This window comes from Brevundimonas sp. (genome assembly GCF_051858995.1).
In the GTDB taxonomy this organism is placed as follows: domain Bacteria; phylum Pseudomonadota; class Alphaproteobacteria; order Caulobacterales; family Caulobacteraceae; genus Brevundimonas.
In genome coordinates this window covers 13234-37415 of record NZ_JBHYGN010000010.1, presented here as the reverse complement: position 1 = coordinate 37415, position 24182 = coordinate 13234, and the positions used below count along the sequence as shown (strand labels likewise).

Sequence of the window (24182 nt, the reverse complement as noted above, 5' to 3'; positions counted from 1 at the left end):
GCTCGTGGGATGGTGACCTCACAGACGCCCTCCCCCCGGGAACGAGAACATGACCACGAACGCCGATCCGGCCCAGCTTCTTCACATCGTCATCGGCGGCGAGCTGCGCCACCTGGATGCCCCCGTCTTCCGCGATGTCAGCCAGATCGAGTTCGTCGGCGCCTACCCGAACTATGAAGAAGCCCGCAAGGCCTGGAAGGCCAAGGCCCAGGCCTCGGTCGACAACGCTCACATGCGCTACTTCATCCTGCACGCCCACCGTCTGATCGACCCGCGCGGCGACTCCTCGGAGCACTGAGACCCAGCTTCCCCGCGGGGAACTTCGCGGGTGGCTTGCGCGCTTTCTCCGGGTACGGCTAGGCTGTCCCGGAGGGTCTGACCATGAACGCCATCCTCATTGTTCTCGCATTGGGCGCGCTCGGTGTCGGCATCGTCGTCTGGGCGACCCGTCGAAAGCCGGGCCAGACCAGCAACGCGCCACGGGAGGCGGATACGGCGTGGAACGATCCCATCACACCCGCCGCGCCTGACGAGACCAAGCATCCATGACCCTGTTCGGCCGAACTCTGGGCCCCGAAGAGATCAGCGGCCTCGTCTTCATGCTGATGCTGCTGGTCATCTGGATCGGCGCCCTGCGTCAGGAGATGCGCTGGACCCGCTGGTTCCGGAACTGGGAAGCCGAGCGCAAGGCGCGACGCGAAGCCGAACTGGCGCTTGAGCGTGGCGAGCAGCCGCAGCCGCAGCCGCCCTCGTCCCCGGACAGCCCGCGCGGTCCATGGGGCTGAGGCCTATTCGCGGCGCAACAGCTTTTCGGTCAGCAGCGTCCCCCACCACTGCCCCTTGAACTCGCTGCGGATCGCCTTGGGGTCATACGCCGGGCTGTCGATCCACTCGAGGAAGCTGACGCCCGTCGGCTCGACCTCTGTCAGATACTTCTCCAGCGTATAGTCCAGCACCCCGGTCAGGCCCTCGCGGTGGTGCAGGTATTTCTTGTCCAGTTGCTTGATCGCCTCGCTCATCGGCTCGCCCAGATGGAAGTGTCGATAGAAGACCGCCATCATCCCGGCCCGGTCCGCGCCCGACTTGCAGTGGATCAGCACCGGATATTCGATGGTCTCGAACAATCTCTTCGCCCGGTGGATGCGGTCGGCCTGTGGCGGATCGCGGCTGTCCAGCGGCGCGTCGATCAGGGTCAGGCCCAGCCGCTCGCAGGCGTCCTTCTCAAGCGCATAATAGGCCTCATCCCGCGCCCCGCGCAGGTTGATCACCGTCTTGATCCCCTGTGACTTCCAGTACGCCAGCTGTCGCGGCGACGGCTGGTTCGTCCGCACCAGATCCGGCCCCAGCCAGTGGGCGTTCATGAACCACCGCCGCAGGAAGGCATGATCCTTCCAGACATAGTCCCAGCGCGCCTTGAAGCGGCCGAACGGGGTGGAGAGGTCGTAGGACGTCATGGGTGGGGAGATAGAGGCTCGGAGGCCAATCGTCATCCCAAAGACTAGGGCGTCGGGATTACGTTTTCCGGCTCTGGCGGATCATAGGCTAACGGCGCAGTCACGGGCGCGGCGTAGTATGCGAACGCCCAAAAAATGAGGAAGCCGACGACTAACCCCGCGATCAGATAGCCGGCGGCCTTTCCGAGACCTCGTGCGATGCGCTTTCCGGCCATTCCGCACCTCCTGTTCTGTAGGCCATTGGAATCTGGGGATCGCCACACTTCAAGGGGGAGCTTGATCATGGCTTCCCGCTTGACTTCCTCCTCTCGCCGTCCGACCTCGGACCGATGACGACGCCCGCCGCCGCTGCTGACGAGAAAGAGCCGCTGCGCCCGCTGCTGGGGCGCATCTGGCGGGACTATCTCTCGCATCACCGGACGCCGCTGTTCCTGTCGATCGTCTGCGCCGCCGTCGTGGGGATCATGGCCGCGACGGTGCTGCAGTTGCTGCAGCCCGCCATCGACGGCCTGTTCCTGGGCAAGCCAGTCACCATCTGGCGCTACATCACCATCCAGCCGCAGGACGCCCTGTTGGGCATCCCGGCCATCATCATCGGCGCCGGGGTGATCTGGACGCTCGCGGCGCTTGGTCAGGCGGCGCTGGTCAACCGGCTGGGCCACGGCATCGTCGGCGACATCCAGGTCAAGCTGTTCGGCTCCATGATCCGCGCCGATCTGGCTCGGCTGCGCAGCCAGCACTCGGGCGGCTTTGTCGCCACCGTCCTGTTCGACGCCAATCTGGTGCGCGAGGCCTTCACCAATGGGGTGGTCAACTATACCCAGCACGGCCTGACCCTGATCGCCGTGCTCAGCTACATGGCCTGGACCGACTGGAAGCTGACCACCATCGTCCTGCTCGGCGCCCCGGTCATCGCCTTTGTCCTGCAGCGCTTCGGCAAGCGGATGCGCAAGGCGACCACCGGCGCCATGGTCGAGACGGGCAACCTGTCCACCGCCCTGATGGAGAACCTCGACGGCGTCCGCCTGATCAAGATCGAGAACCGCGAGGCGGCCGAGGAAGCCCGCGTCGGCGAGGTGGTCAACCGCCGCCAGCGCCACGTCATCAAATCCGCCGACAGCCGCGCCTTCGCCGGTCCCTTCTCCAATCTGGTCGCCATGGTCGTGGTCGCCGCCGTCATGGCCTATGCGGGCTGGCAGGCGCGCCAGGGCCAGATGAGCGTCGGCGCCTTCGCCGCCTACATCGGCCTCCTGATGTCGGCGGGCCAGTCCCTGCGTCAGGTGACCAATCTTCAGACGACCATGGCCGAAGGCCTGACCGCCGCGCGTCGCCTGTTCAACTCGCTCGATATCCAGCCGGAAATCCGTGAGGCCCCCGACGCCGCCCCCCTGCCCCACGGGCCGGTCACCGTGGCGCTGGATCACGTCAGCTTCGCCTACGCCCCGACGGCGGAAGGCGGCGCGCCGACCCTGTCGGACGTGTCCCTGACCGTGAAGCCGGGCGAGACCATCGCTCTTGTCGGCCCGTCCGGCGGCGGCAAGTCCACCATCCTCAGCCTGCTGCCGCGCTTCTATGACGTGACCGCGGGCGCCGTGACCATCAACGGTCGAGACATCCGCGAACTGAAGCTGCACGACCTGCGCAGCCGCATCGCCCTGGTGACGCAGGAGCCCTTCCTGTTCGACGACACCATCGCCGCCAACATCACCTACGGCCGCCCCGGCGCCTCGCAGGCCGAGATCGAGGCCGCCGCCGCCAGCGCCGCCGCCCACGACTTCATCACCGCCCTGCCCGAAGGCTATCTGACCCGCGCCGGCGAGGCGGGCCTGCGCCTGTCCGGCGGCCAGCGCCAGCGTATCGCCATCGCCCGCGCCTTCCTCAAGGACGCCCCCATCCTCCTGCTCGACGAGGCCACCTCGGCGCTCGACACCGAGAGCGAGGCTCTGGTGCAGGCGGCGCTGGAGCGGCTGATGGAAGGCCGCGCCACCCTGATGATCGCCCACCGTCTGTCCACCGTCCGCAACGCCGACCGCATCTATGTGATCGAGGCGGGGAAGGTGGTCGAACAAGGCTCGCACACCGCGCTGGTCAGGAAGGGCGGGCTCTACGCCCGTCTGGCCAAGCAGCAGTCGCTGGACGGTCATCCGGTCGAGGTGGTGTCTTGAGGCCCCTTCGCATTCCAGTCATCCAGAACACCCTCGCGTGGGTGCTCGCCGCATGGATGCGCTTCTGCTTCGCCACCATCCGCTGGACGCACCAGAACGAGGGCGCGGCCGAAGCGGTCTGGAAACAGGGCGGCGGCGTGCTGGCGGTTTTCTGGCATTCGCGCATCGGCTTGAGCCCCGCCTGCTGGCCGCTGGACCGCGCCACGCCCGCCAAGGCCCTGATCTCGCTCAGCGCTGACGGGGAGTTCATCGCCAAGGCCGTGGCCCGTCAGGGCTTCCCCGCCGTGCGCGGCTCCTCGACCAACAGGGACAAGGCCAAGGCGGCCAAGGGCGGCACCCAGGCTCTGCGTGATGGCCTGAAGCAGCTCAAGGTCGGCGGCCTGGCCATCACCCCCGACGGCCCGCGCGGCCCGGCCCGCCAGATGGCCGAGGGCCTGCCCATGCTGGCGAAGATTTCCGGCGCTCCGGCCCTCTTCATCGGCATCAGCTGCAATCCGGCCATCCGCCTGAACAGCTGGGACAAGGCTGTTCTGCCCCTGCCCTTCGGCAAGGGCGCCATCGTCTGGGACGTCGCCGACTATCCCGAGGGCATGGATATGGCCGACGTGGTCGCCGCCTGGACCGAGCGACTAAACGCCGTCGAGGCCGAGGCCGACGCCATCACCGGCCTGAAGCGGGTCTGATCTTGAGCCCCGCCCTGATCCTCTACCGGCTCCTGACCCGGATGCTGGAGCCCCTCGCCCCCCGCCTGCTCGACGGACGGGCGAAGAAGGGCAAGGAAGACCCGGTCCGCGTCGATGAGCGGCTGGGGATCACCCGCACGCCCCGCCCGGACGGCGAGATCGTCTGGCTGCATGGCGTCAGCGTCGGCGAGACCCTGTCCCTGCTGCCCGTGGTCGAGCGGCTGCGCGCCACGCGCCCGGACCTGAACATCCTCGTCACCTCCGGCACCCTGACCTCGGCCAATCTGCTGGCCCGTCGCCTGCCCGAAGGCGTGATCCACCAGTTCGCTCCAGTCGATACGCCCGGCGCCGTGGATGCCTTCCTGACCAAGTGGAAGCCGATGGTCGGCATCTTCGTCGAGAGCGAGCTGTGGCCCAACCTGATCCTGGAATCGCACCGCGGGGGCGTGAAGCTGGTGCTGGCCAGCGCCCGCATCACGGAGAAGACCGTCGCCGGCTGGCGGCGCGTGCCGGGCGCGGCGCGCCAGCTCCTGTCGGCCTTTGACGTGGTCCTGCCACAGGACGGCGTGTCGGCGGACCGGCTGGAGAGCCTCGGCGCCCGGATCGACGGTCATGTGAATCTCAAGCTGGCCGGCGACGCCCCGCCCCATGACGGCGCGGCCTTCACCAAACTCAGCGCCGCCATCGGCGACCGGCCCGTGGTCGTCGCGGCCAGCACCCACGACGGCGAGGAGATCGCCATCGTTCGCGCGCTGGACAAGCTGACCGACCGGCTGTGCCTGATCCTGATCCCCCGCCATCCGGAGCGCAGCGCCGCCATCGCCGCCGCCCTGACACGCGACGGCTACCGCTTCGCCCTGCGTTCGCAAGGCCGCCAGCCAGACGGCGACACCGACCTCTATGTCGCCGACACCCTGGGCGAAATGGGACTGTTCCTGCGGCTGGCGGATGTCGTCGTCATGGGCGGCAGCTTTTCCGCCGCGCTGGAGAAGCCCCCGGTCGGTGGCCACAACCCGCTGGAACCCGCGCGGCTCGGCAAGCCCGCCATCACCGGGCCCGACATGACCAACTGGGGCGCCGTGACCGAGGCGCTGGTCGAGGCGGGCGGCCTGCAGATCGTCGGCGCGCCGTGGGACCTGCCCGGCGCCCTCACGCCCCTGCTGGCGGATGAGAAGGCCGCCAAGGCCATGGGCGACCGGGGCCGCCGCGCCGCCGCCGAGGCCGGATCGGGTCTGGAACGGCTGATCGACAGCCTACAACCCCTGCTGCCGCCCAAGAGAGGCCGCCGATGAGCCTCAGCACCCCCAAATGGTGGTATCTGCGTGACCGCAAGTCAGCCGCCATGACACGGATGCTGCTCAAGCCCGCGTCGTGGATCTGGGCCGGCGTGACCGCCAACCGCATCGCCCGCGCCACGCCAGTCGATCCGGGCGTGCCGGTCATCTCCATCGGCAATCTGACGGTCGGCGGATCGGGCAAGACCCCCATCGCCCGAGAGTTGCTGCGCCTGCTGCGCCAGTCCGGGATCGACGCCCAGGCCCTGTCGCGCGGCTATGGCGGAAAGCTCGAAGGCCCTGTCCGCGTGGACCTGAACGCCCATACCGCCGCCGATGTGGGCGACGAGCCCCTGATGCTGGCGCTGGACAGCCCGGCGTGGATTTCCCGTGACCGCATCGCCGGGGCGAAGGCCGCAGCGGCTGACGGCGCGCAGGCGCTGGTGCTGGACGACGGCCACCAGAACCCGGCCCTGAAGAAGACCCTCAGCCTGATCATCGTGGACGGCGAGACCCGCGACAATGAGTGGCCGTTCGGCGACGGCTCCGTCTTCCCGTCCGGTCCGATGCGCGAGCCGCTGAAGGCCGGGCTGGCCCGCGCCGACGCCGTCGTCATCCTGATGCCGTCCGATCTGGCCGAGCCGGATGAGGAACTGCTGGAGACCTTCGGCGACCTGCCCGTCTTCATCGCCCGTCTGGAACCCGCCGGTCCGCCGCCTGCCGGGCCGCTGGTCGGCTTCGCGGGAATCGCCAAGCCCTGGAAGGTCGAGCGCTCCCTGAAGGCGGCCGGGGCCGAACTGGCCGACTTCGCGCCCTTCCCCGACCACGCCGCCTTCAAGGAAGAGGACCTACGCTTCCTTGCCGACCGGGCCGAGCTGTTCGGCGCACGTCTGGTAACCACCGAGAAGGACTGGCCCCGCCTGCCGCCGGAGTGGCGGACGCGGGTCACTTCGTGGCCAGTGAAGGCGTCGTTCGCGGATGAAGCAGGCTTCGTACGCCTGCTGACCGAAGCTCTGTCCTAGCCGAAACGGCGGCGCTGCTCGGCGCTGCGCAGAGTCGAGCGCAGGAATTCGGCGGGCGGATCAGTCTCGGCCAGCACAGCCTCCTTGATCGCGCGCGGCTCGCCGAACAGGTGGCCTTGGCCCATGCCGACGTCCAATTCGAGGATGTCGACGATCTGACGCTCGCTCTCGCACTTCTCGGCGATGACCTCGATGCCGTAGCGGCGGGTCAGCTGGGCGAAGTCGGCCGCCTGGATGTCCCGCAGCGACGGGATCGCCGGGCCGCTGTCGAGGTCGAGAAGCTGCTCGATCAGCAGGTCGGCGGCGACCTTGACGAATTTGACGTCCGAGCGCTGCAGGTCGGCGAAGTCGAGGTCCAGCGTCTGGACCTTGTCGATGGAGAAGCGGAAGCCGAGGTCGGCCAGCTTGGCCATGTTGCGAGCCTCGACCGCGCCGCGAGCGTCGAAGACGGCCTGGCCCAGCTCGAAGATCAGGGCCTGGTTCAGGTCGCGATTCTCGCTGAGGAAGTCGAGGAACTGCGGGAAGAAGGTCTCGTCGCCCAGCGAGGACAGGGCCACGTTGCAGAAGACGCCAACCTTGCGGTCCTGACGGGCCAGACGGCGGACGATCTGGGCGCAGCGGAACAGCAGCAGGTTGTCGATGGCCGGGACCAGTCCCTCGCCCTCGGCGACCGACAGGTATTCGGCGGGCATCATGACCCGGTCGTCGGCGGCGCGCAGACGGGTGAAGCTCTCGTAGAAGATGGTCCGGCGCTGCGGCAGCGAGACCACCGGCTGCAGGTAGAGGTCAACCCGGTTCTCCGCGAGAGCCTCATGGATGGTCTGGAGCAGGACGTTCGACTGCTGCTGATGGCGGGCCTCGAAGGCGCTGGCGGGCGCGGGACGCGACATGCGCTCGTCGATGGAGACGCTCATCTGCTGGATCAGGGTCTCCAGCATGCGGACTTCGCCGGACAGCTGTTCGGTCGAGGTCAGGGCGCCGGCCTCGATGGCTTGGGCCAGCTCGGTCAGGGCGCCTTGCGTGGATTCCATCGCGTCGGCCAGCAGGCGGTGCGCCTCGCGGATCTGGTCGATTTCCTTCTTGAGCGCGGCGCGCTGGGCCCGGCCCACCATCAGGACATGGGCGGCCAGAAGCAGCCCGCCCGCGGCGAGGCCGCCAGCCACACCCGCGCCCGCCCCGAGGTTCGCGCGCCACAGGAAGGCGCCCACGGTCATGGCGAGGAACAGGTAGCCGAAGAACAAGAAACCGTTGGTTATGGCGCGCATGGGTTACGGAGTTTCCGCCTTCCCGGATGGAATCGCCCGAGTATCGGGGTATCACGGTGCTACGCATAGGGTCCGGAGACGGATTCTCCCCACGCTTTCGAGGTTAACGATGGAATTGTTCGACCTGACCGGCAAGGTCGCGGTGATTACCGGCTCCTCCAAGGGCATCGGCAAGGCGATCGCCGAGCGGATGGCCGAGCACGGCGCCAAGGTGGTGATCTCGTCCCGCAAGGCCGAGCCCTGCGAGGAAGTGGCGAATGCCCTGAACGCCAAGTATGGCGCGGGCACCGCCATCGCCATTCCGGCCAACATCGCCTCGAAGGATGACCTTCAGCGGCTGGTCGATGAGACCAATGCGGCCTTCGGCAAGATCGACATCCTGGTCTGCAACGCCGCCTCGAACCCCTACGCCGGGCCGATGGCGGGGATCTCGGACGACCAGTTCCAGAAGATCTTCCATAACAATGTGCTGGCCAATCACTGGCTGACCCAGATGGTCGCGCCGCAGATGCTGGAGCGGAAGGACGGAGCGATCCTGATCATCTCGTCGGTCGGCGGCCTGCGCGGCAACGCCCTGATCGGCGCTTACAACGTGTCCAAGGCGGCGGACATGCAGCTGGTGCGGAACCTGGCGGTGGAGTTCGGACCGTCGAACGTGCGGGTCAACTGCATCGCGCCGGGCCTGATCCAGACCGACTTCGCCCGCTACCTCTGGGAAAATGAAGAAGTGCTGAAGGTGACGGTGGAGCCGAACCCGATGAAGCGCATCGGCCAGCCGGACGAGATCGCGGGCACCGCCGTCTATCTGTGCTCGAAGGCCGCCGCCTATGTGACCGGCCAGACCCTGGTCGTGGACGGCGGGCTGACGATTGCCTGGTGAAGGACACAAGGTGAGTTTCGGTCAGGACCTTGTCTGGCGGCTTGAAGCCGCGGCCTTCGCCGGCTTTGTGGGCTTGATGCGTCTGCTGGACGTGGATCGGGCCTCGAACCTAGGCGGCTGGCTGCTGCGGACGCTCGGGCCGCTGACCGGAACCCACAAGACGGTAGTCAGCAACCTGCGCATCGCCTTCCCCGACATGCCGGCGGCGGAGCGCAAGGCACTGGCGCTGGAAGCCTGGGACCGGGTCGGGCGGACCTTCGCCGAGACGCCGCTGCTGGACCGGATCACGGTCGACAGCGGCCGTCTGGAGGTGGTGGGCCTCGAGCGGTTCCACGCCATTCGCGACGGCGGCAAGCCGGTCGTCTTCGTCTCGGGCCATCTGGCCTGTTTCGAGACCATGGCCAGCGTGATCCTGGCGTCCGGCGTGCCGTGCCAGATCACCTACCGCGCCGCCAACAACCCCTATGTGGACGCCCAGATCCGCGAGGCGCGGGCCCGGTACGGGGTGAAGCTGTTCGCGCCCAAGGGCGGGGACGGGGCGCGGGAGCTGCTGCATGGCCTGCAACGGGGCGAGTCGGTAGCCCTGATGAACGACCAGAAATTCTCGGAGGGTCCCGAGGTCCAGTTCTTCGGCCAGCCGGTGAACGCGGCGCCCGGGCCGTCGCGGCTGGCGCTTCGGTTCGGGACGGTGCTACAGCCGATCTCGGTAGTGCGGCTGCCCCGCGCCCGCTTCCGGGTCACGGCGCATGAGCCCATCGAGATCACGCCCTCCGGCGACCGGCAGGCCGACATCACGCGCGGCGTGCAGGCGATCACAACCTTCGTCGAGGACCGGGTGCGCGAGGTTCCGGCCGACTGGTTCTGGGTCCACAAGCGATGGCCGCAGAAGGTCTATGACGCCCTGCCGCCCGAGGCCTGACTCCGCTCAGATGTCGTGGGGGCGGTCGGTGGCGCGGCGCTTCTCGCCCTTGTATTCCGCGCTCTGCACCCGGCGGCGATCCGGGCCGAAATAGCCGTCGGTCTTCACGAAGGGGCGCGGGCGGAAGATGACAGCCTGGATGCGGTCGAGGATGGCCTTGGCCGTGATCGGCTTGACCACGAACTCGGTCACCCCGGCGTCCCGCGCCTCATAGACCCGACTCTTCTCCGAATGGCCGGTCATCATGATGATCGGCAGATAGGGATTGGCGCTGTCCGGGCTGTTGCGGACCAGACGGGTGAACTCGACGCCGTCCAGTGGGAACATGTTGAAGTCGACGATGACGAGGTCGGCGGGATGCTCGCGGAGCATCTCGAGCGCGGCGACGCCGTCGGCGGCCTCGCGCACCTTGCGGATGCCGGCGGACTGCAGAACGGCCGAGGTGATCGCCCTCATGTGCTGGTTGTCGTCAACCAGAAGAACCTGAAGCGAAGCGAGGGAGGACATGTCGGAAGCTTGGTCGGTAACTGCGAAGCCGTCTGAGTCCAGCAGGTCTAGGGCCGGATTCGTCGTCCGTCCATGACCGATCACTGTTCAGCTTGGCCGTAAATGGCTAAGCTTGTTCAGGTTTTGACCAGAAGCGACGGATCGAGGTTGCGATCCCGCCACTTCATGCGCCAGCAGAGATGCGGTCCGGTGGCTCGACCGGTCATGCCGACACGGCCGATCAGCTCGCCGCGCATCAGCTCCTGCCCCTGCCGAACCTCCAGCCGCGACTGGTGCAGATAGGCGGTGATCAGCCCCTGTCCATGGTCGATCAGGACCAGTCCGCCTTCGAAATGCAGGGCGGGCTGGGCCAGGGTCACGCGACCGGCGGCGGGGGCGCGGATGGCCGAACCCTGCGGCGCCGCCAGGTCGATGCCGTAGTGCGGACGGGCGGGCGTGCCGTTCAGAACCCGCTGGGCGCCCCAGCGGCTGGTGACGCGGTAGCTTTCCAGCGGCCAGACGAAACCGTCGCGGAAGCTGTCGGCGTCGGTGCGGCTGGCGAAGCCCTCGGTCTTCAGCGCGACCTCGTCCCGGATGCGAGCCAGCAGGGCCGGGTCGGACGGCTCGACCGTCGCGGGCGGCAGGCCGTTGACCACCGTCGAGGGGAAGGTTCCGCGCGCGACGTCGAGAAGGCGGCGGGCCGAGCGTCCTTCCGAGCGGACCTCGATCTCGACGCTGCCCGGCGCGTCGCGGTCGAAGCCGACGATGAACCAGCCGTCCGCCGAGGCGGCGGTCAGGGACTCGCCGTCCACGAAGACGAGGGCGCGCGGCCAGGTGCGACCGATGGCGTGGCCGCCCTGAACGAAGCGGCCGGTCAGGTCGAGATCGGGCGAGGCCGTCTGCGCGCGGGCGGCGCCGGCGGCGAGCAGGGCCGCGCTTCCGGCCAGAAGGCCGCGCCGGTCCAGCATCAGGGCTGTTGTCCCAGTCGCTGGAAGGCCTCGGCCGGTCCGGCGTAGGCTTCCTGCAGGCTGGCGGACCAGTAGCGCAGGGTCTCCAGCGGGATCGGCTTGCCGGAGACGGCGCAGGTCACGAACTTGCCCGGCTTGAGCACGGCGAACTCGCCGTCGCCGTAGTGAAGGGTGGCCTGCGGATTGGCTGTCTGGTCCATGCCGTTAACCTAGCTTGACCGAGCGTCAGGCGCCAAGGCGGATCGGCCGGTCGGAAATGTGCACTCAGAAAAAAATGGAGTGCACATCGTGCACATTTTCGCGTGGGGCGGGGTGTGCGGGGGGCGGCTCAACCGGTGAGATGACGATTTCAAAGACCGGAGCGCAGTGTGGCATGCCGGTGCGTCAAATTTGGACGTGCGCTCACAAAGCTCCCTCTCCCGTGGGGAGAGGGTGGGGCCCGCCGACGAAGTCGGTGGGAGGGTGTGGGGTTTGGGTGGTGGGAGGTTGGGCGCGAGTCAGGGGCGGCTGGCGGGTGACCCCACTCCCTCCCACGCCTGACGGCGTGGGCCCCTCCCTCTCCCTCAGGGAGAGGGGTTTAAAATAGATCACCCTGTCCCGGCGCCGCCGGTTTGGGCTTCGGGGAGGGACGGGGCTTTGGGGCGGGGATCGGGTCGCCCCCCTCCCCGTCGATGCGGGCGCCCTTGGAGCCGTCGGCGAATACCAGGCGGACGGCCTGACCGTCATGCAGGCCCGAGGCCGACGCGATCATGGCGCCGTGTTCGTCCTCGACGCGGGCGAAGCCTGGCTTGGGCCGTTTGGGGTCAAGGCTGGTCAGGGCGCGGGACAGGGCGGCGAGGCGGGTCTGGTCCCGGTCGAGGCGACGGCGGACCGCAGGCTCGAACCGTTCGGAGAAAGCGATCAGTCGGTCTGTGCGGCGTTCAATGGCGCGGTTCAGGACCGTCGGCGTCAGGCGGGCGGCGACACTGACGAGCTGGTGCGCCTTCTCGCTGCGATGGCGCTCCAGCGCCGATCCGAGTTTGCTGCTGACGTGATCGAGCCTCTGGCTGGGCAGGGCCAGCAAGTCCTCGGGCCGGGCGGGCAAGCCCCGCGCGGCGGCGCGGAGGCGGGTGCGGCGATCCTCAAGCAGGCGACCACCGGCGCGGGCCAGACGGCGCTCGAAGTCGGCGACGGCGTATTGCAGGTCCGCCAGAACCGGCGTGGCGATCTCGGCGGCGCCGGTGGGCGTCGGGGCGCGGCGATCCGAGACGAAGTCGATCAGGGTGGTGTCGGTCTCGTGCCCGACGGCCGAGATGATCGGGATGGTGGCGGCGGCGACGGTGCGGGCCAGAGCCTCGTCATTGAAGGCCCAGAGGTCTTCGACCGAGCCGCCGCCGCGGGCGACGATGACGATGTCGGGACGCGGGATGGGGCCGTCGGGCCGCATGGCGTCGAAGCCGCGCACGGCGTTGGCGACCTGAGCCGCCGCGGCGTCGCCCTGCACGACCACCGGCCAGACGATGACCCGGCAGGGCCAGCGCTCGGAAATACGATGCAGGATGTCGCGGATGACGGCGCCGGTCGGGCTGGTGATGACGCCGACAGTGGCCGGGAAGGCCGGGATAGGCTTCTTGCGCGCCCCCTCGAACAGGCCCTCGCCCGCCAGGCGGGCCTTGAGCCGCTCCAACTGGGCCAGCAGGGCCCCCGCCCCCGCCGCCTCCATGGTCTCGATGACGATCTGGTAGGACGACCGGGCCGGATAGGAGGTGATCTTGCCGGTGACGATGACTTCGAGCCCCGACTCGGGCCGGACGCCGAGACCGCGCACAACGCCCTTCCAGACGACGCCGTCGATGGCCGACTTGTCGTCCTTGAGCGTCAGATAGACGTGGCCCGAGGCGTGGTGGTTCACCTTCGAGATTTCGCCGCGTAGCCGGACATGGCTGAAGCGATCCTCGAGCGTCCGCTTGAGGGCGAAGGACAGCTCGGAGATCGACAGCGGAGGATTGTTATCGCGCGGCGCGACCGGTTCCTCGGCCGGGCCTTCGAAGACGTAGTCGTCAGTCATGCGGTCAGCCTAGCGAGGTCGGGTGCGCCGCGAAACTCAGAACCGCTTGGTCAGGCCGATGGTGACGATGCGTCCGCGCGGATCGGCGACCACCGGATCATAGCCGAGGGCGAATTGGGCCAGAGGCGGATCGGAATCGGCGAGGTTCACCACGCCCACCGACAGGTCCAGCGACGGGGTGACGGCGCGAGCGTACTGCAGGTCGACCGTGGTCCAGCTGTCGATGGTGGCGTCGGTGATGCCGCTGCGGTCGTTGCGGTAGCCGCTGGTGTAGTGGGCCAGAACGGTGACGGTGTCGCGCGCGCCGCTCCAGCCGAGCGAGACCTCGCCCCGGTCCTGAGGCAGGGAGCGGGCGATGGTGTTCTGGTTGGTCGAACCGAGGCCCGAGGTCGCGGCGGCGCCGGGGCTCAGGCGGATGTCGTACTTGTCAACATAGGTCCAGGTGGCGGCGGCGGTGAAGACGCCGCTGAGCAGGTCGCGGTCATAGCGGGCGGACAGGTCCAGCCCCTGCGTCTCGATGGACGAGGCGTTGATGAAGCGCAGGTCCACGAAGGTCAGGGCGCCGTTGCCCGCGCGGGTGACGCGCTGCTGGGCGGGCGTGCCGGTCAGGCCGGCCAGATCGTCGGCGGCGGCCTGATTGATAATCGCCTGGGCCGACTCCTTGACGATCAGGTCGGTGTAATCGATCCGCCAGGCGTCAAGGCCGAGACGCAGGCCGGGCAGCGGGGTCCAGATCGCGCCGAGGGTCAGGGTCTCGGACTTCTCGGGCTTCAGGTCGGGATCACCGGTGGTCAGGGTGTTGACGAAGACGAAGGCGCCCCGGTCGAAGACCGAGGGCTGGGACGCCTGGGCGCCCGACAGGGTGAAGACCGAGGGGGCGCGGAAGCCCTGCCCCCATGAGGCGCGCAGGGCCAGGGTATCGGTGGCGTCCCAGCGGACGGCGACACGCGGGCTGAGGGCGTCGGCGCCGCCGTCATAGACCTCCTCGCGCAGGGCCAGTTGGGCCTCGATGCGCTCGCCCAGCTTCAGGCGGGCTTCGGCGAAGGCGGCGAAGACGTCCTGCGCGCCCTCGAAGTCGGGGGAATAGCCGGCGGTCAGCAGGTCGCCCGAATTGACCAGATCGCTCCAGTCGTGACGCAGGCCGCTGCGGCGGTACTGGGCGCCGAAGGCCAGGTCGAGGCGGCCGCCGTCCCACGTCAGGGCGCGGCCGTTGGTCTGGAGATCGACCGTGGTCAGGGTGGAGGCGCCGCGCAGGCCGGTGGAGCCGATCAGGCTGGAGACCAGCTGAGGGCTGTTGGCCGTTCCGGTTCCAAGGAAGGCGCTGCCGAAGGGGTTGAACCACTGGCAGGGCCCGACGCCGGGCGCGCCCGTGGACGGGTTGCAGCCCGCGCCGCCCAGACCGTTGAGGGCGTTCTGCAGGGCCGTGCCGATGGTGTCGGGCTTGTCGTAGGCGATGTGCTGGCGGCTGGAGGTCACCGAGGCGTCCCAGTCCCAGCCGTTGGCGAACTGGCCCGAGACGCCGCCGGACAGGCGCCAGGTCTCATAGTCGAAGACGGCTTCCGAGGCGCCCGCCTCGGCGCCCAGCAGGCGGCCGCGGAACAGGACCGCCTCGCCGAACGGATTGTCCGGATGGTTGGCCGGGACGCTGAGGGCGCGGGCGAGGATGGGCAGGGACGGGCTCTGACGGGCGATGGTCTCGGTCGAAGACCAGGCGGCTTGCAGGCGAACCTCGACGGCGCCCGCCGGGCGGCGCCAGTCGGCGAACAGCTGGGTGCGGGTCTCTTCCGGCGCGAGGTCGAAGAAGTCCGAATAGTCGAGACGGCAGAAGGCGTCGGACGGGCTGTTGCGGAATGCGTGGGTGAAGGCCGGGTTGGCGCAGTCCGGGTCCGGGGCGTAGCCGTTCGTGCTGGGGCGGAAATACGAGCCCGGCTGGCCGTAGCTGGTGACGGCGGTCCAGCCCGCGCGGCCATAGGCCTCGGCCTGGGTGAAGTCGCGCTCGTCCGAGCCGAGGGCCGAGCGGTGAGCGTAGGAGCCCGCCAGCGTCAGGTCGCCGCCCAGCAGGGTCGCGCCGCCGATGGCCTCGATCAGGCTGTCCTCGGCGCCGTCCATCACGCCGTAGCGGGCGCGCAGCTCGGGGCGGTCCACGCCGGAGCGGGTGATGAAGTTGACCACCCCGGCCACGGCGTCGGAGCCGTAGACCGCCGAGGCGCCGTCCTTGAAGGCCTCGACCCGCTCCAGGGCGATCAGGGGCACGAGGCTGTTGATGTCGACATAGGCCGAGCCGTCGGTGGCGACGGCGGCGCTGGAGGTCCAGCGCAGGCCGTCGACGAGCACGAGGGTCGAGCCGAGGCCGAGGTTGCGAAGATTGAACTGGGCGGTGCCCGAGCTCTGGGGCTGGTTCAGCTGATCGACCTGGGCCTCGGAGCCCGAGTTGGCGGTGAAGAGCTGGAGCATGCGGGCCGGGTCGGTGACGGCGGCGGCCTCAAGCTGGTCGCGACCGATGACCTCGACGGGAGCGAGGCGATGGGCGCCGGACAGGCGGGAGCCGGTGACGACCACCTCATCCAGCGCGGCGGGCGCGGTCTGGGCCCCGGATTGGGCGTTCGCGGCGCCGGCGAAGGCGCAGAGGGCGGCGCCGGCGAGGAGGGACAGGCGGAGGTCGGCTTTACGGGACTCGGACATGGGCGGGGGGTCTAAGCTCCCTTGGCGCGGAGCGACAGGGTGAAGCGTCGCAGGAGAGGCAAGGGAACGCCGTTCAGGTGTGGACCGTTGGTCCCGCATGCCCGCCGATCCCCCCAACACGGACCCTGAGGACCAGACCCCGCGCGAACGGGGACTGCGCCGTCGCAGTGATGCGCCGGCGGTCAGCCCGTGGGTGGTCATCGGCGGCATCCTGATGCTGGGCGCGCTGGTCTACGTCGCGTCCGCCCTGCTTTGATCCCGAGGAGTATAGAGATGATCCGCACCGCCCTTCTGAGCGCCGCCGCCGTCAGCCTGCTGACCGTCGCGGCCTGTTCCGACAACAAGAGCGACGACGTCGTGCAGGCCCCTGCCGCCGGCGCGGCGCCGGAAGCCGTCACCGAAAACCGCGCCGACACGGCCCAGGCGTCCGCCGCCCTGGCCTTCGGCATGACCCGCAAGGAGCTGGAGGACGCCGATCTGGTCTCGGCGGACCACACCGACCTCGGCGATGTGGACATTCTGGTGCTGGACGCCTCGGGCGCGCTGACACAGGTCGTGGTCGAGCTGGAAGGCCCCGGAGACCGCAAGGTGGCCCTGCCGATCGCCGACGTCAGCCCCATCGCCCACGACAACGGGACCGAGAAAAACCTGACCACTGTCCTGACCGCCACCCAGCTGGCCGCCCTGCCGGAATGGACCCCGCCGCCAGGCGTCTGAGGCGCTTTAAGCCTGATGGTGACTTGACCGCCTTCGCAGGTGCGGTAATCGGCGCTGATGAACATCCTGCTGGTCGGATCAGGTGGGCGCGAGCACGCCCTGGCGTGGAAAATCGCCCAGTCGCCTCTGGTGAAGCGGCTGGTCATCGCGCCGGGCAATCCGGGTATGGAGAAGCTGGGCGAACTGGTGGCTGTAAAAGCCACGGACGCCGAGCAGCTGGCGGCGCTGGCGCGGGAGATGCGCGCGGATCTGGTCGTCGTCGGCCCGGAGAGCGCGCTGGAGCAGGGTCTGGCCGACCGGCTGGCCGCCGCGGGCATCCCCTGCTTCGGCCCCACCGCCAAGGCGGCGCAGCTGGAAACCTCCAAGGCCTTCTCCAAGGCCTTCATGGAGCGACACGAGATCCCGACCGCCGGTTTCGGCGTCTATGAGCGGCTGCACGAGGCGCGTCAGGCGCTGACGGTGTTCAAGCCGCCCTATGTGATCAAGGCCGACGGTCTGGCCGCGGGCAAGGGCGTGGCCATCTCGCCGACCAAGCGCGAAGCCGAGCGCGAGATCGAATGGATGCTGGGCGGCCGCTTCGGCCAGGCCGGCGCCCGCGTGGTGATCGAAGAGTTCATGGACGGCGAGGAAGGCTCGCTGTTCGCCCTGTCCGACGGCCGCGACTATGTGCTGCTGGGCGGCGCCCAGGACCACAAGCGCGCCTATGACGGTGATCTGGGTCCGAATACGGGCGGCATGGGCGCCTATTCGCCCGCCCCGGTGTTCACGCCCGAACTGGTCGAGGCCGCGGAGCGCGAGGTCGTTCGCCCGGTGATCGAGGGCATGGCCAAGGAAGGCATGCCCTATCGCGGCGTCCTGTACGCCGGTCTGATGGCCACCGCCGACGGCCCGAAGGTGGTGGAGTTCAACGCCCGCTTCGGCGATCCGGAGTGCCAGGTGCTGATGATGCGTCTGGGCGGCGACATCGTGCCGATGCTGCTGGCCTGCGCCCGCGGCGACCTGAGCCGCGCCGTCCTGCCGGAGTTCCTGACCGAGACGGTGATCTGCGTGGTCATGGCGGCGCAGGGCTATCCCGACAGCCCGGTCGAGGGCTCGATCATCCGGGGGGCCGAGCAGGATTTTGGCCCGCATGTGCAGGTCTTCCACGCCGGGACCAAGCGCCGCGAGGACGGCCAACTGGTCGCCGCCGGCGGTCGGGTGCTGAACGTCTGCGCCCGTGGCGCGGATATCGCCGAGGCCCGCCAGCGCGCCTATGCCGCGATCAAGAAAATCGACTGGCCGGGCGGCTTCAATCGCACCGACATCGGCTGGCGCGCGCTGGAGCGGGGATAGGCACGGGCAGCAAACCGCTCGCTCTGGTTGAGAGCGCGCGCCATGACCGAAAATCCGTGGCATGATGCGGCATGACCGAACCGCCTCGCGAGTTTCAGGAAGAGCCAGCCGTCTTTAACGAGGTGGACGAGGCCGAACTTCGTCGGCGCATGGCGGACATGGCTGCCGGGAACTTCGTCTCCAACGAGGCGGTGATGCGCTGGGTCGCGTCGTGGGGGACTGACAACCCGCTGCCCAAGCCGAAATGCGGCGAGTAAGCTGGTCATCTGAAGCCCTCGACGAACTCGAGGCCATCGTGGCCTACATCGCCGCCGACAATCCGAACGCCGCCGGGCGGTACCGGACCAGATTGCTGAAAGCGACCTTCGACCTCTCGGAGTTTCCCGAACGTGGCCGCCTCGTGCTGCCGTGGGTGAGAGAGCTGACTCTCGTACGGCCCTACATCGTCCAGTATGCGGTCGTAGGCGATGAGGTGCGCATCCTGCAGGTTCGCCAGTCGGCGCGACGGCCCGAGCGCTGACGGACCTCCCCCTCCCGCCTCGCGGGAGTGCATCGTTAGCGTAACTATACGGAGTTATGCCTAATCGCTGATTAGTCAGCTTTTCAGAGAGCGATGGGATGTGAGGTGTCTCCCTCCATCCAGTTCTCGGATCGCCCATGAAAGCCCTGACGATCGGCAAACGCATCAGCCTGCTGACCCTGCTCGCGGTAGCGGGGTTGCTGATCGTCCTGGGCCTCTCGCTCATGCAGTTGAACAACACGCTGCGTAGCGAGGTCGCAGACCGGACGCAGAAGACCGTCGAGGTCGCCCACAGCGTGGTGGCGCACTATCACGCCCAGCAGACCGCCGGGTTGATGACGGAAGCCCAGGCCCAGGAGGCCGCAAAGGCGACGCTGAAGAGCCTGCGCTATGGCGGCGAGGACTACTTCTGGATCAACGACATGCATCCCAACATGGTGATGCACCCGACCAACCCGAAACTGGACGGCGCCGACATCAGCCAGAACGTCGATGCCGACGGCGTGCAGATGTTCCAGAAGATGGTCGAGGTGGTCCGCGCCGACGGCCAGGGCTTTGTCGCCTATCAGTGGAACAAGCCGGGGCAGGAAGCGGCTTCGCCCAAGATCTCGTTCGTGAAGGGCTTCGCGCCGTGGGGCTGGGTGATCGGTTCGGGCGTCTACACCGACGAGATCATCGGCCTGGTCGCCAAGGCGGCGCTGGCCCTGGGCTCGATGGCCCTGCTGGTGATCGTGGCCATGGGCGTGGGCGGGGCGATGATCGGTCGCTCGGTGTCCCGCCCGGTGGTGGCCCTGTCGGCGCGGATGCGCGCCCTGGCCGCCGGCGACAAGACCTCGGACATCCCCGGCCTGCAGCGCCATGACGAAGTCGGCCAGATGGCCGCCGCGCTGGAAGTGTTCCGCGAAGCCGCCATCACGGCGGATCGGCTGGAAGCCGAAGCCGTCGCCAACCGCAGCGCCACCGAGACCGAACGCGCGAAGAACCAGCAGATGACCGAAGCCGCGGCGCGGGAGCAGGCCGTGGTGGTCGCCGCCCTGGGCGAGGGCCTGGATCACCTGATGCGCGGCGACCTGACCTACAGCCTGACGCAGCCCTTCCCGCCGCACTACGCCAAGCTGCAGAACGACTTCAACGCGGCCATCGCCCAGCTGAAGTCGGCGATGTCGGTGGTGGTGACCAATGTCTCGGCCATCCGGTCGGGCTCGGGCGAGATCAGCCATGCCGCCGACGACCTGTCGCGCCGGACCGAACAGCAGGCCGCTTCGCTGGAAGAGACCGCCGCCGCGCTGGATCAGATCACCGCCACCGTGAACAAGACCGCCTCGGGCGCCCGTCAGGCCTCGCAGACCGTGCAGGCGGCCAAGGACGATGCGGAGACCAGCGGCCATGTCGTGCGCGACGCCGTCGGCGCCATGAGCGCCATCGAGAAGTCGTCGCAGGAAATCAGCCAGATCGTCGGCGTGATCGACGAGATCGCCTTCCAGACCAATCTGCTGGCCCTGAACGCGGGCGTGGAAGCGGCGCGCGCCGGGGACTCCGGCCGCGGCTTCGCGGTGGTGGCGTCGGAAGTCCGGGCCCTGGCCCAGCGCTCGGCCGAGGCCGCCAAGGAGATCAAGACCCTGATCACGGCCTCGAGCCAGCAGGTGAACGCGGGCGTGAACCTGGTCGGTCAGACCGGCGAAGCCCTGCAGCGGATCGTCAGCCGCGTGGCCGAGATCGACGGGCTGGTGTCCGAAATCGCCGCCTCGGCGCAGGAGCAGGCCACCGGCCTGCAACAGGTGAACACCGCCGTGAACCAGATGGATCAGGTGACCCAGCAGAACGCGGCCATGGTCGAGGAATCGACCGCCGCTAGCCACTCGCTGTCACAGGAGGCCGAGGTGCTGGCCAGTTCGGTGTCGCGCTTCCAGATCGGCGATACGCCCGCCCCGGCCCGCACGCCCGCCCCTGCCCCCGCCGCCCGTCCGGCGGTGCGCCATGCTCCGGTCCCGCAGATGAAGACGGTGGGCCACGGCGGCGCGGCGCCGAAATCGCATCCGGCGGAAGACGGCTGGGAGGAGTTTTGAAGCCTGAGATCAGGCTGAAGAGAAATCAGGGCCGGGTCGGACGATGTCCGGCCCGGCCTTTCTGACTCAGGCCCAGGCGAAGAGCAGGCGGCCTTCGCCCATGCGTTCGCGCAGGCGGGGCAGGTCGGTGTGGGCGACCGAGAAGCAGCCGTACGAGCGACCCAGCTTGCCCTCGCGGGCCAGGAAGGCCGGGTCGGCGTAGTCGGCGCCGTGGACGATGATGGCGCGCTCACGGGCGTTGTTGTTGGTGTACTCCAGCCCATCGAGCAGGACATTCGGCCCCTGCTGGGCGCCCCAGCCCGCCCCGGCCGTGGCGAAGGCGCCGACCGAGGACTTGAAGCTTTCCGGGGTGTTGGAGAAGGTCTTGGCGTAGCCGGAGTGATCCGGGTCCGACCCGCGCCCGTGGCAGGTGCGCATCAGGGTGACCGCGCCGCCTTCGAGATCGACTTCGTACAGGCGCTCGTCACCCGAGAATTTGGTGAAGTCGACCAGATACATCCGGTCGCGCTGGGTGATCTTTCGGCCGTGGATGTCCATGGCGGCCAAGGCGCGTTCCATCAGTTCGGGACGAACCTGACCACGCGGGTCCAGCAGGCGGGTGGAGTTGAGCTGGGCCGTGATGGTCTCGGGCTCGGCGGGCGCGACCACGATGCGCGGAGTCTGGACCGGAACGGCCTGGGCCGTATTGATCGGGGCGAAGGCGCCCGTCGGACGGGTCGCCGCCGCGGAGGCGCAACCCGATAGGAGGGCGGCGCCGCCCAAGATGAATCCGCGTCTGGCAAGCCGCATGCGACGCCCCTCGCATGTTTCACAGGAAGTGACGGGTTGTTTCAAAATGAGCGGATGAAGGCAACCTGAGCCTTGGTCGAAGACCGGGACCCAGCGTGGATATCCCTGCGCCGGGTACGGGTTTTGTGAAGTCGATCACGCGGATTTGGGCCGTTATCGCCCCATGTGTGGCCGCAAGCGTCGCCGCTCAAATCCCCACGACCACGTTCGTTTCGCGCCGAAGGAGAACCGGGTTCGTCCGACTGGGGCGACTTCTGGCCCATCGATCCACAGGATTTGTGCGGCGCGATAAAACTCTCGTGATCGGAGGGAACCCGACGGCGGAATCGCCCCCTGGCCGCTCCCACCCTTCTCGCGGCGGACCTGAGCCGCTATCTCGGAGGCATGACCCTTCCCCACGCCCTTTCCGGCCTCGGCGCCATCGCCGGGGACTATGACATTCTGCTCTGCGACGTCTGGGGCGTGATCCACAACGGACGCGAAAGCTGGCCCGAGGCCTGCGAGGCGCTGGCGCGGTTCAACCGCGAGGGCGGCCACGTCATCCTGATCTCCAACTCGCCCCGCCCCGGCCCCGGCGTCATCACCCAGATGGATGAACTGGGCGTGCCGCGCGAAAGCTGGAAGGCCGTGGTGACCTCGGGCGACGCGACCCGCGCCGAACTGGCCAAGCGCGCGCCCGGCCCGGCCTGGCTGATCGGTCCAGACCGCGATGCCCCCCTGTATGAGGGCCTCGGCCTGACCACCGTGGCGACCGCCGATGACGCCGCCTTCATCTCGGTGACCGGCTTCCATGACGACGAGGTCGAGACGCCGGAGGACTACCGTGACCGCCTGACGGGCGCCGCCGCGCGGGGTCTGGAGGTGATCTGCGCCAACCCGGACCGGGTGGTGCAGCGCGGCGACCGGCTGATCTATTGCGCCGGATCGCTGGCCGACCTGTACGAAAGCCTGGGCGGCCGCGTGACCATGGCGGGCAAGCCGTTCGGCCCGATCTATGATCTGGCGCTGAAGGAAGCCGCGGACCTGCTGGGCGGGCCGGTGAACCGTTCGCGGGTCCTGTGCATCGGCGACGGCGTGATCACCGACGTTCTCGGGGCCGACAAGCAGGCGCTGGACTGCCTGTTCATCGCCCAGGGCATCCATGGCGACAAGGCTCGCGGCGCCGACGGAACGCTCGATCCCGACCGCGCGGGCGAGCTTCTGAAGGCTGAAACCACATATGCGCGCTACGCCATGCTCGATCTGACCTGGTGAGGATGGTCATTCTGACGCACGGGCGCTAACACCCCCCTCATGGTTGATCTCGTTCAGAAACATCCCTCGGGCGGTTATATCCTCGAGGAGCTCCACGTCGGCATGGCCGCGGAGAAGGTGATCCACGTCACCGAGGAGCGCATTCGCCTCTTCGCCGAGGCGTCGGACGACTTCAATCCGGTCCACCTTGATGAGGCCTTCGCAGCCAAGACCGCCTATCGCGGACGGATCGCCCACGGCCTGCTGTCGGCGTCGTTCGGCTCGGCTGTGGTCGGCACCATCCTGCCGGGCGCCGGGTCGATCTATATTTCGCAGACCCTGTCCTTCCATCTGCCGGTGCGGATCGACGACACCGTGACCATCCGCATCTCGGTCATCTCGATCGATCAGGAAGGCGCCCGGGTCGAGCTGAACTGCGAAGGCTTCGTCGACGGCAAGCTGATCATGGACGGCATCGCCGTGGTCCGCGTGCCCCGCCGCCGCAAGCCGTCAGCGCGTTGATCGAGATCGTTTGCGGCTGGCGCGACCTGCCCCCGGCGCACCGGGGCGCGGCGGTCGCCATCGGCGCCTTCGACGGCGTTCACCGGGGGCATCAGGCCGTCATCGCCGGAGCCCGTGACGCCGCCGCCCGAGTGGGCGCGCCGCTGGCCGTGGTCAGCTTCGATCCGCATCCACGCCGCTGGTTCCAGCCGGACGCCGCCCCCTTCCGCCTGATGACGCCGGACCAGATGGCCCGCGCGCTGGAGCCGCTGGGCGTCGAGCGCCTGTATCTGCTGCCCTTCGACGGCGAGATGGCGGCCATGTCGGACGGGCAGTTCGCGCGCGAGGTGCTGGGCGAAGGCCTGGGCATCCGGCACGCCGCCGTCGGCTTTGACTTCACCTTCGGCAAGGGCCGCACCGGGTCGCCCGAGGCCCTGCGTCGCTATGGCGAGACCGCAGGCTTCACCGTCTCGGTCGCCGAGCGGCTGGACGACGCCGATGGGCTGAAGCTGTCGTCCTCGGCGGTGCGCGAGGCGCTGAAGGCCGGGGACATGACCCGCGCCGCCGCCATTCTGGGCCGTCCGTTCGCGGTTCAGGGCGAGGTGATCCACGGCGACAAGCGGGGCCGCACCATCGGCGTGCCGACCGCCAATGTCAGCCTGGGCGGCTATATGCGTCCGGCCTACGGGGTCTATGCGACGCGCACCCGCCTGCCGGACGGACGGGTGATCGACGGCGTCGCCAATCTCGGCGTCCGCCCCATGTATCCGACCGAGGATCCGCTGCTGGAAGTCTGGCTGTTCGACTTCAATGAGGATCTGTACGGCCAGACGGTCGAGACCGAACTGGTCGCCTTCTTGCGCGGCGAGATGAAGTTCGACGGGCTGGAGGCGCTGAAGGTCCAGATCGATCAGGACGCCGCCGACGCCCGGGCCGTGCTGGCCCGCTAGTCCCGGCCCAGCGCCCGACCACCGGCGGCGATGCGCCGGTTCGACTCGCTCAGGGCCTCGGCCAGCGAGGGCCAGCCGCCGGTGCCCAGGACGTCGTCGACCTTCCAGCCCCGGACCGGATTGCCCGCCAGACGCAGCACGGTCGTGGTCTCCTGTCCTCCGCCGCCGCCAGCATCATCATGCTCGCCTCCTGAACCCGATCAGGCCGCGCCCAGTCCGAGGGCCTCGC

The 24182-nt window shown here is 68.7% G+C and carries 27 protein-coding genes; 18 read left to right on the top strand and 9 right to left on the bottom strand.

The genetic code is table 11. The features are described from left to right. Window positions 1–49 precede the first annotated feature (49 nt). The 3 genes from ACTIEF_RS11315 (at window position 50) to ACTIEF_RS11305 (ending at window position 785) form a co-directional block, all read left to right on the top strand. Window positions 50–298, top strand: a complete 249-nt coding sequence (locus tag ACTIEF_RS11315; RefSeq protein ID WP_439472245.1) for a DUF4170 domain-containing protein — start codon at window positions 50–52, stop codon at window positions 296–298. An 83-nt stretch (window positions 299–381) separates the two neighbouring features. Next, entirely contained in the window at window positions 382–549 is a 168-nt protein-coding gene (locus tag ACTIEF_RS11310) for a hypothetical protein (RefSeq protein ID WP_439472244.1), read from the top strand. Continuing rightward, window positions 546–785: a hypothetical protein gene (locus ACTIEF_RS11305; RefSeq protein WP_439472243.1), complete on the top strand. Its 240-nt coding sequence runs from the start codon at window positions 546–548 to the stop codon at window positions 783–785. Before ACTIEF_RS11310 ends, ACTIEF_RS11305 begins: the two co-directional genes overlap by 4 nt. A 3-nt stretch (window positions 786–788) precedes the next feature. Here ACTIEF_RS11305 and ACTIEF_RS11300 read toward each other — a convergent pair whose 3' ends face one another. Then, window positions 789–1454 carry a fused DSP-PTPase phosphatase/NAD kinase-like protein gene (locus ACTIEF_RS11300; protein WP_439472242.1) on the bottom strand — a complete coding sequence of 222 codons (666 nt, stop codon included), beginning with the start codon at window positions 1452–1454 and terminating at the stop codon, window positions 789–791. A 329-nt stretch (window positions 1455–1783) separates the two neighbouring features. Between ACTIEF_RS11300 and ACTIEF_RS11295 the strand changes: the two genes are divergently transcribed. The 4 genes from ACTIEF_RS11295 to lpxK are packed head-to-tail and all read left to right on the top strand — an operon-like array spanning window position 1784 to window position 6598. Continuing rightward, window positions 1784–3619 (top strand): ABC transporter ATP-binding protein, encoded by a 1836-nt coding sequence (locus ACTIEF_RS11295; RefSeq protein ID WP_439472241.1) that lies wholly within the window; start codon window positions 1784–1786, stop codon window positions 3617–3619. After that, the gene (locus ACTIEF_RS11290; protein WP_439472240.1) at window positions 3616–4302 is read left to right on the top strand and encodes a lysophospholipid acyltransferase family protein; all 687 of its coding nucleotides are present in this window, start codon (window positions 3616–3618) and stop codon (window positions 4300–4302) included. Before ACTIEF_RS11295 ends, ACTIEF_RS11290 begins: the two co-directional genes overlap by 4 nt. Continuing rightward, window positions 4299–5594, top strand: a complete 1296-nt coding sequence (locus tag ACTIEF_RS11285; protein ID WP_439472423.1) for a 3-deoxy-D-manno-octulosonic acid transferase — start codon at window positions 4299–4301, stop codon at window positions 5592–5594. The genes ACTIEF_RS11290 and ACTIEF_RS11285 overlap by 4 nt, the downstream gene beginning before the upstream one ends. Beyond that, window positions 5591–6598: a tetraacyldisaccharide 4'-kinase gene (gene lpxK / locus ACTIEF_RS11280; RefSeq protein WP_439472239.1), complete on the top strand. Its 1008-nt coding sequence runs from the start codon at window positions 5591–5593 to the stop codon at window positions 6596–6598. Before ACTIEF_RS11285 ends, lpxK begins: the two co-directional genes overlap by 4 nt. Here the strand turns inward: lpxK and tipF are convergent. After that, the gene (gene tipF / locus ACTIEF_RS11275; RefSeq protein ID WP_439472238.1) at window positions 6595–7863 is read right to left on the bottom strand and encodes a flagella assembly cyclic-di-GMP phosphodiesterase TipF; all 1269 of its coding nucleotides are present in this window, start codon (window positions 7861–7863) and stop codon (window positions 6595–6597) included. The genes lpxK and tipF overlap by 4 nt on opposite strands. Window positions 7864–7972: 109 nt before the next feature. Here tipF and ACTIEF_RS11270 point away from each other — a divergent pair, with 109 nt between their 5' ends. Together ACTIEF_RS11270 and ACTIEF_RS11265 are read left to right on the top strand one after the other, a co-directional pair. After that, window positions 7973–8743 (top strand): SDR family NAD(P)-dependent oxidoreductase, encoded by a 771-nt coding sequence (locus ACTIEF_RS11270; RefSeq protein ID WP_439472237.1) that lies wholly within the window; start codon window positions 7973–7975, stop codon window positions 8741–8743. 76 nt (window positions 8744–8819) lie between these two features. Further along, a complete protein-coding gene (locus ACTIEF_RS11265) occupies window positions 8820–9662 on the top strand; it encodes a lysophospholipid acyltransferase family protein (protein ID WP_439472422.1) in 843 nt (280 codons plus the stop codon). Between the two features lie 6 nt (window positions 9663–9668). Here the strand turns inward: ACTIEF_RS11265 and ACTIEF_RS11260 are convergent, their stop codons facing one another. The 5 genes from ACTIEF_RS11260 to ACTIEF_RS11240 form a co-directional block, all read right to left on the bottom strand. Continuing rightward, window positions 9669–10169, bottom strand: a complete 501-nt coding sequence (locus ACTIEF_RS11260) for a response regulator (protein WP_439472236.1) — start codon at window positions 10167–10169, stop codon at window positions 9669–9671. Window positions 10170–10285: 116 nt separating this feature from the next. Beyond that, window positions 10286–11116: a M23 family metallopeptidase gene (locus ACTIEF_RS11255; RefSeq protein WP_439472235.1), complete on the bottom strand. Its 831-nt coding sequence runs from the start codon at window positions 11114–11116 to the stop codon at window positions 10286–10288. Continuing rightward, a complete protein-coding gene (locus tag ACTIEF_RS11250; protein WP_439472234.1) occupies window positions 11116–11316 on the bottom strand; it encodes a DUF2093 domain-containing protein in 201 nt (66 codons plus the stop codon). The genes ACTIEF_RS11255 and ACTIEF_RS11250 overlap by 1 nt, the downstream gene beginning before the upstream one ends. Window positions 11317–11693: 377 nt before the next feature. Continuing rightward, entirely contained in the window at window positions 11694–13163 is a 1470-nt protein-coding gene (gene xseA, locus ACTIEF_RS11245; protein ID WP_439472233.1) for an exodeoxyribonuclease VII large subunit, read from the bottom strand. A gap of 36 nt (window positions 13164–13199) precedes the next feature. Beyond that, a complete protein-coding gene (locus ACTIEF_RS11240; RefSeq protein ID WP_439472232.1) occupies window positions 13200–15845 on the bottom strand; it encodes a TonB-dependent receptor plug domain-containing protein in 2646 nt (881 codons plus the stop codon). Between the two features lie 97 nt (window positions 15846–15942). Here ACTIEF_RS11240 and ACTIEF_RS11235 point away from each other — a divergent pair, with 97 nt between their 5' ends. The 6 genes from ACTIEF_RS11235 to ACTIEF_RS11210 all read left to right on the top strand — a co-directional run bounded on the left by ACTIEF_RS11235 (window position 15943) and on the right by ACTIEF_RS11210 (window position 20480). Beyond that, window positions 15943–16101, top strand: a complete 159-nt coding sequence (locus ACTIEF_RS11235; protein WP_439472231.1) for a hypothetical protein — start codon at window positions 15943–15945, stop codon at window positions 16099–16101. A 17-nt stretch (window positions 16102–16118) separates the two neighbouring features. Further along, window positions 16119–16562 (top strand): hypothetical protein, encoded by a 444-nt coding sequence (locus ACTIEF_RS11230; RefSeq protein WP_439472230.1) that lies wholly within the window; start codon window positions 16119–16121, stop codon window positions 16560–16562. A 57-nt stretch (window positions 16563–16619) separates the two neighbouring features. Then, window positions 16620–17894: a phosphoribosylamine--glycine ligase gene (purD, locus tag ACTIEF_RS11225; RefSeq protein WP_439472229.1), complete on the top strand. Its 1275-nt coding sequence runs from the start codon at window positions 16620–16622 to the stop codon at window positions 17892–17894. Between the two features lie 71 nt (window positions 17895–17965). Next, the gene (locus tag ACTIEF_RS11220; protein ID WP_439472228.1) at window positions 17966–18151 is read left to right on the top strand and encodes a CopG family transcriptional regulator; all 186 of its coding nucleotides are present in this window, start codon (window positions 17966–17968) and stop codon (window positions 18149–18151) included. Continuing rightward, window positions 18139–18414 (top strand): type II toxin-antitoxin system RelE/ParE family toxin, encoded by a 276-nt coding sequence (locus ACTIEF_RS11215; RefSeq protein WP_439472227.1) that lies wholly within the window; start codon window positions 18139–18141, stop codon window positions 18412–18414. The genes ACTIEF_RS11220 and ACTIEF_RS11215 overlap by 13 nt, the downstream gene beginning before the upstream one ends. A 137-nt stretch (window positions 18415–18551) precedes the next feature. Then, a complete protein-coding gene (locus ACTIEF_RS11210) occupies window positions 18552–20480 on the top strand; it encodes a methyl-accepting chemotaxis protein (RefSeq protein WP_439472226.1) in 1929 nt (642 codons plus the stop codon). A 66-nt stretch (window positions 20481–20546) separates the two neighbouring features. On the opposite strand, the gene ACTIEF_RS11205 is transcribed toward ACTIEF_RS11210, so the two are convergent. After that, window positions 20547–21269 (bottom strand): murein L,D-transpeptidase catalytic domain-containing protein, encoded by a 723-nt coding sequence (locus tag ACTIEF_RS11205; RefSeq protein WP_439472225.1) that lies wholly within the window; start codon window positions 21267–21269, stop codon window positions 20547–20549. 384 nt (window positions 21270–21653) lie between these two features. On the opposite strand from ACTIEF_RS11205, the gene ACTIEF_RS11200 reads away from it, so the two are divergent. The 3 genes from ACTIEF_RS11200 to ACTIEF_RS11190 are packed head-to-tail and all read left to right on the top strand — an operon-like array spanning window position 21654 to window position 23953. Further along, the gene (locus ACTIEF_RS11200; RefSeq protein ID WP_439472224.1) at window positions 21654–22523 is read left to right on the top strand and encodes a TIGR01459 family HAD-type hydrolase; all 870 of its coding nucleotides are present in this window, start codon (window positions 21654–21656) and stop codon (window positions 22521–22523) included. A gap of 39 nt (window positions 22524–22562) precedes the next feature. Beyond that, window positions 22563–23024 (top strand): MaoC family dehydratase, encoded by a 462-nt coding sequence (locus ACTIEF_RS11195; RefSeq protein WP_439472223.1) that lies wholly within the window; start codon window positions 22563–22565, stop codon window positions 23022–23024. Next, window positions 23024–23953, top strand: coding sequence for a bifunctional riboflavin kinase/FAD synthetase (locus ACTIEF_RS11190; protein ID WP_439472421.1), 930 nt, complete (start codon window positions 23024–23026; stop codon window positions 23951–23953). The genes ACTIEF_RS11195 and ACTIEF_RS11190 overlap by 1 nt, the downstream gene beginning before the upstream one ends. Here ACTIEF_RS11190 and ACTIEF_RS11185 read toward each other — a convergent pair. Continuing rightward, window positions 23950–24093, bottom strand: a complete 144-nt coding sequence (locus ACTIEF_RS11185) for a hypothetical protein (RefSeq protein WP_439472222.1) — start codon at window positions 24091–24093, stop codon at window positions 23950–23952. The two genes, ACTIEF_RS11190 and ACTIEF_RS11185, sit on opposite strands and share 4 nt — an antisense overlap. Window positions 24094–24182: the final 89 nt, after the last annotated feature.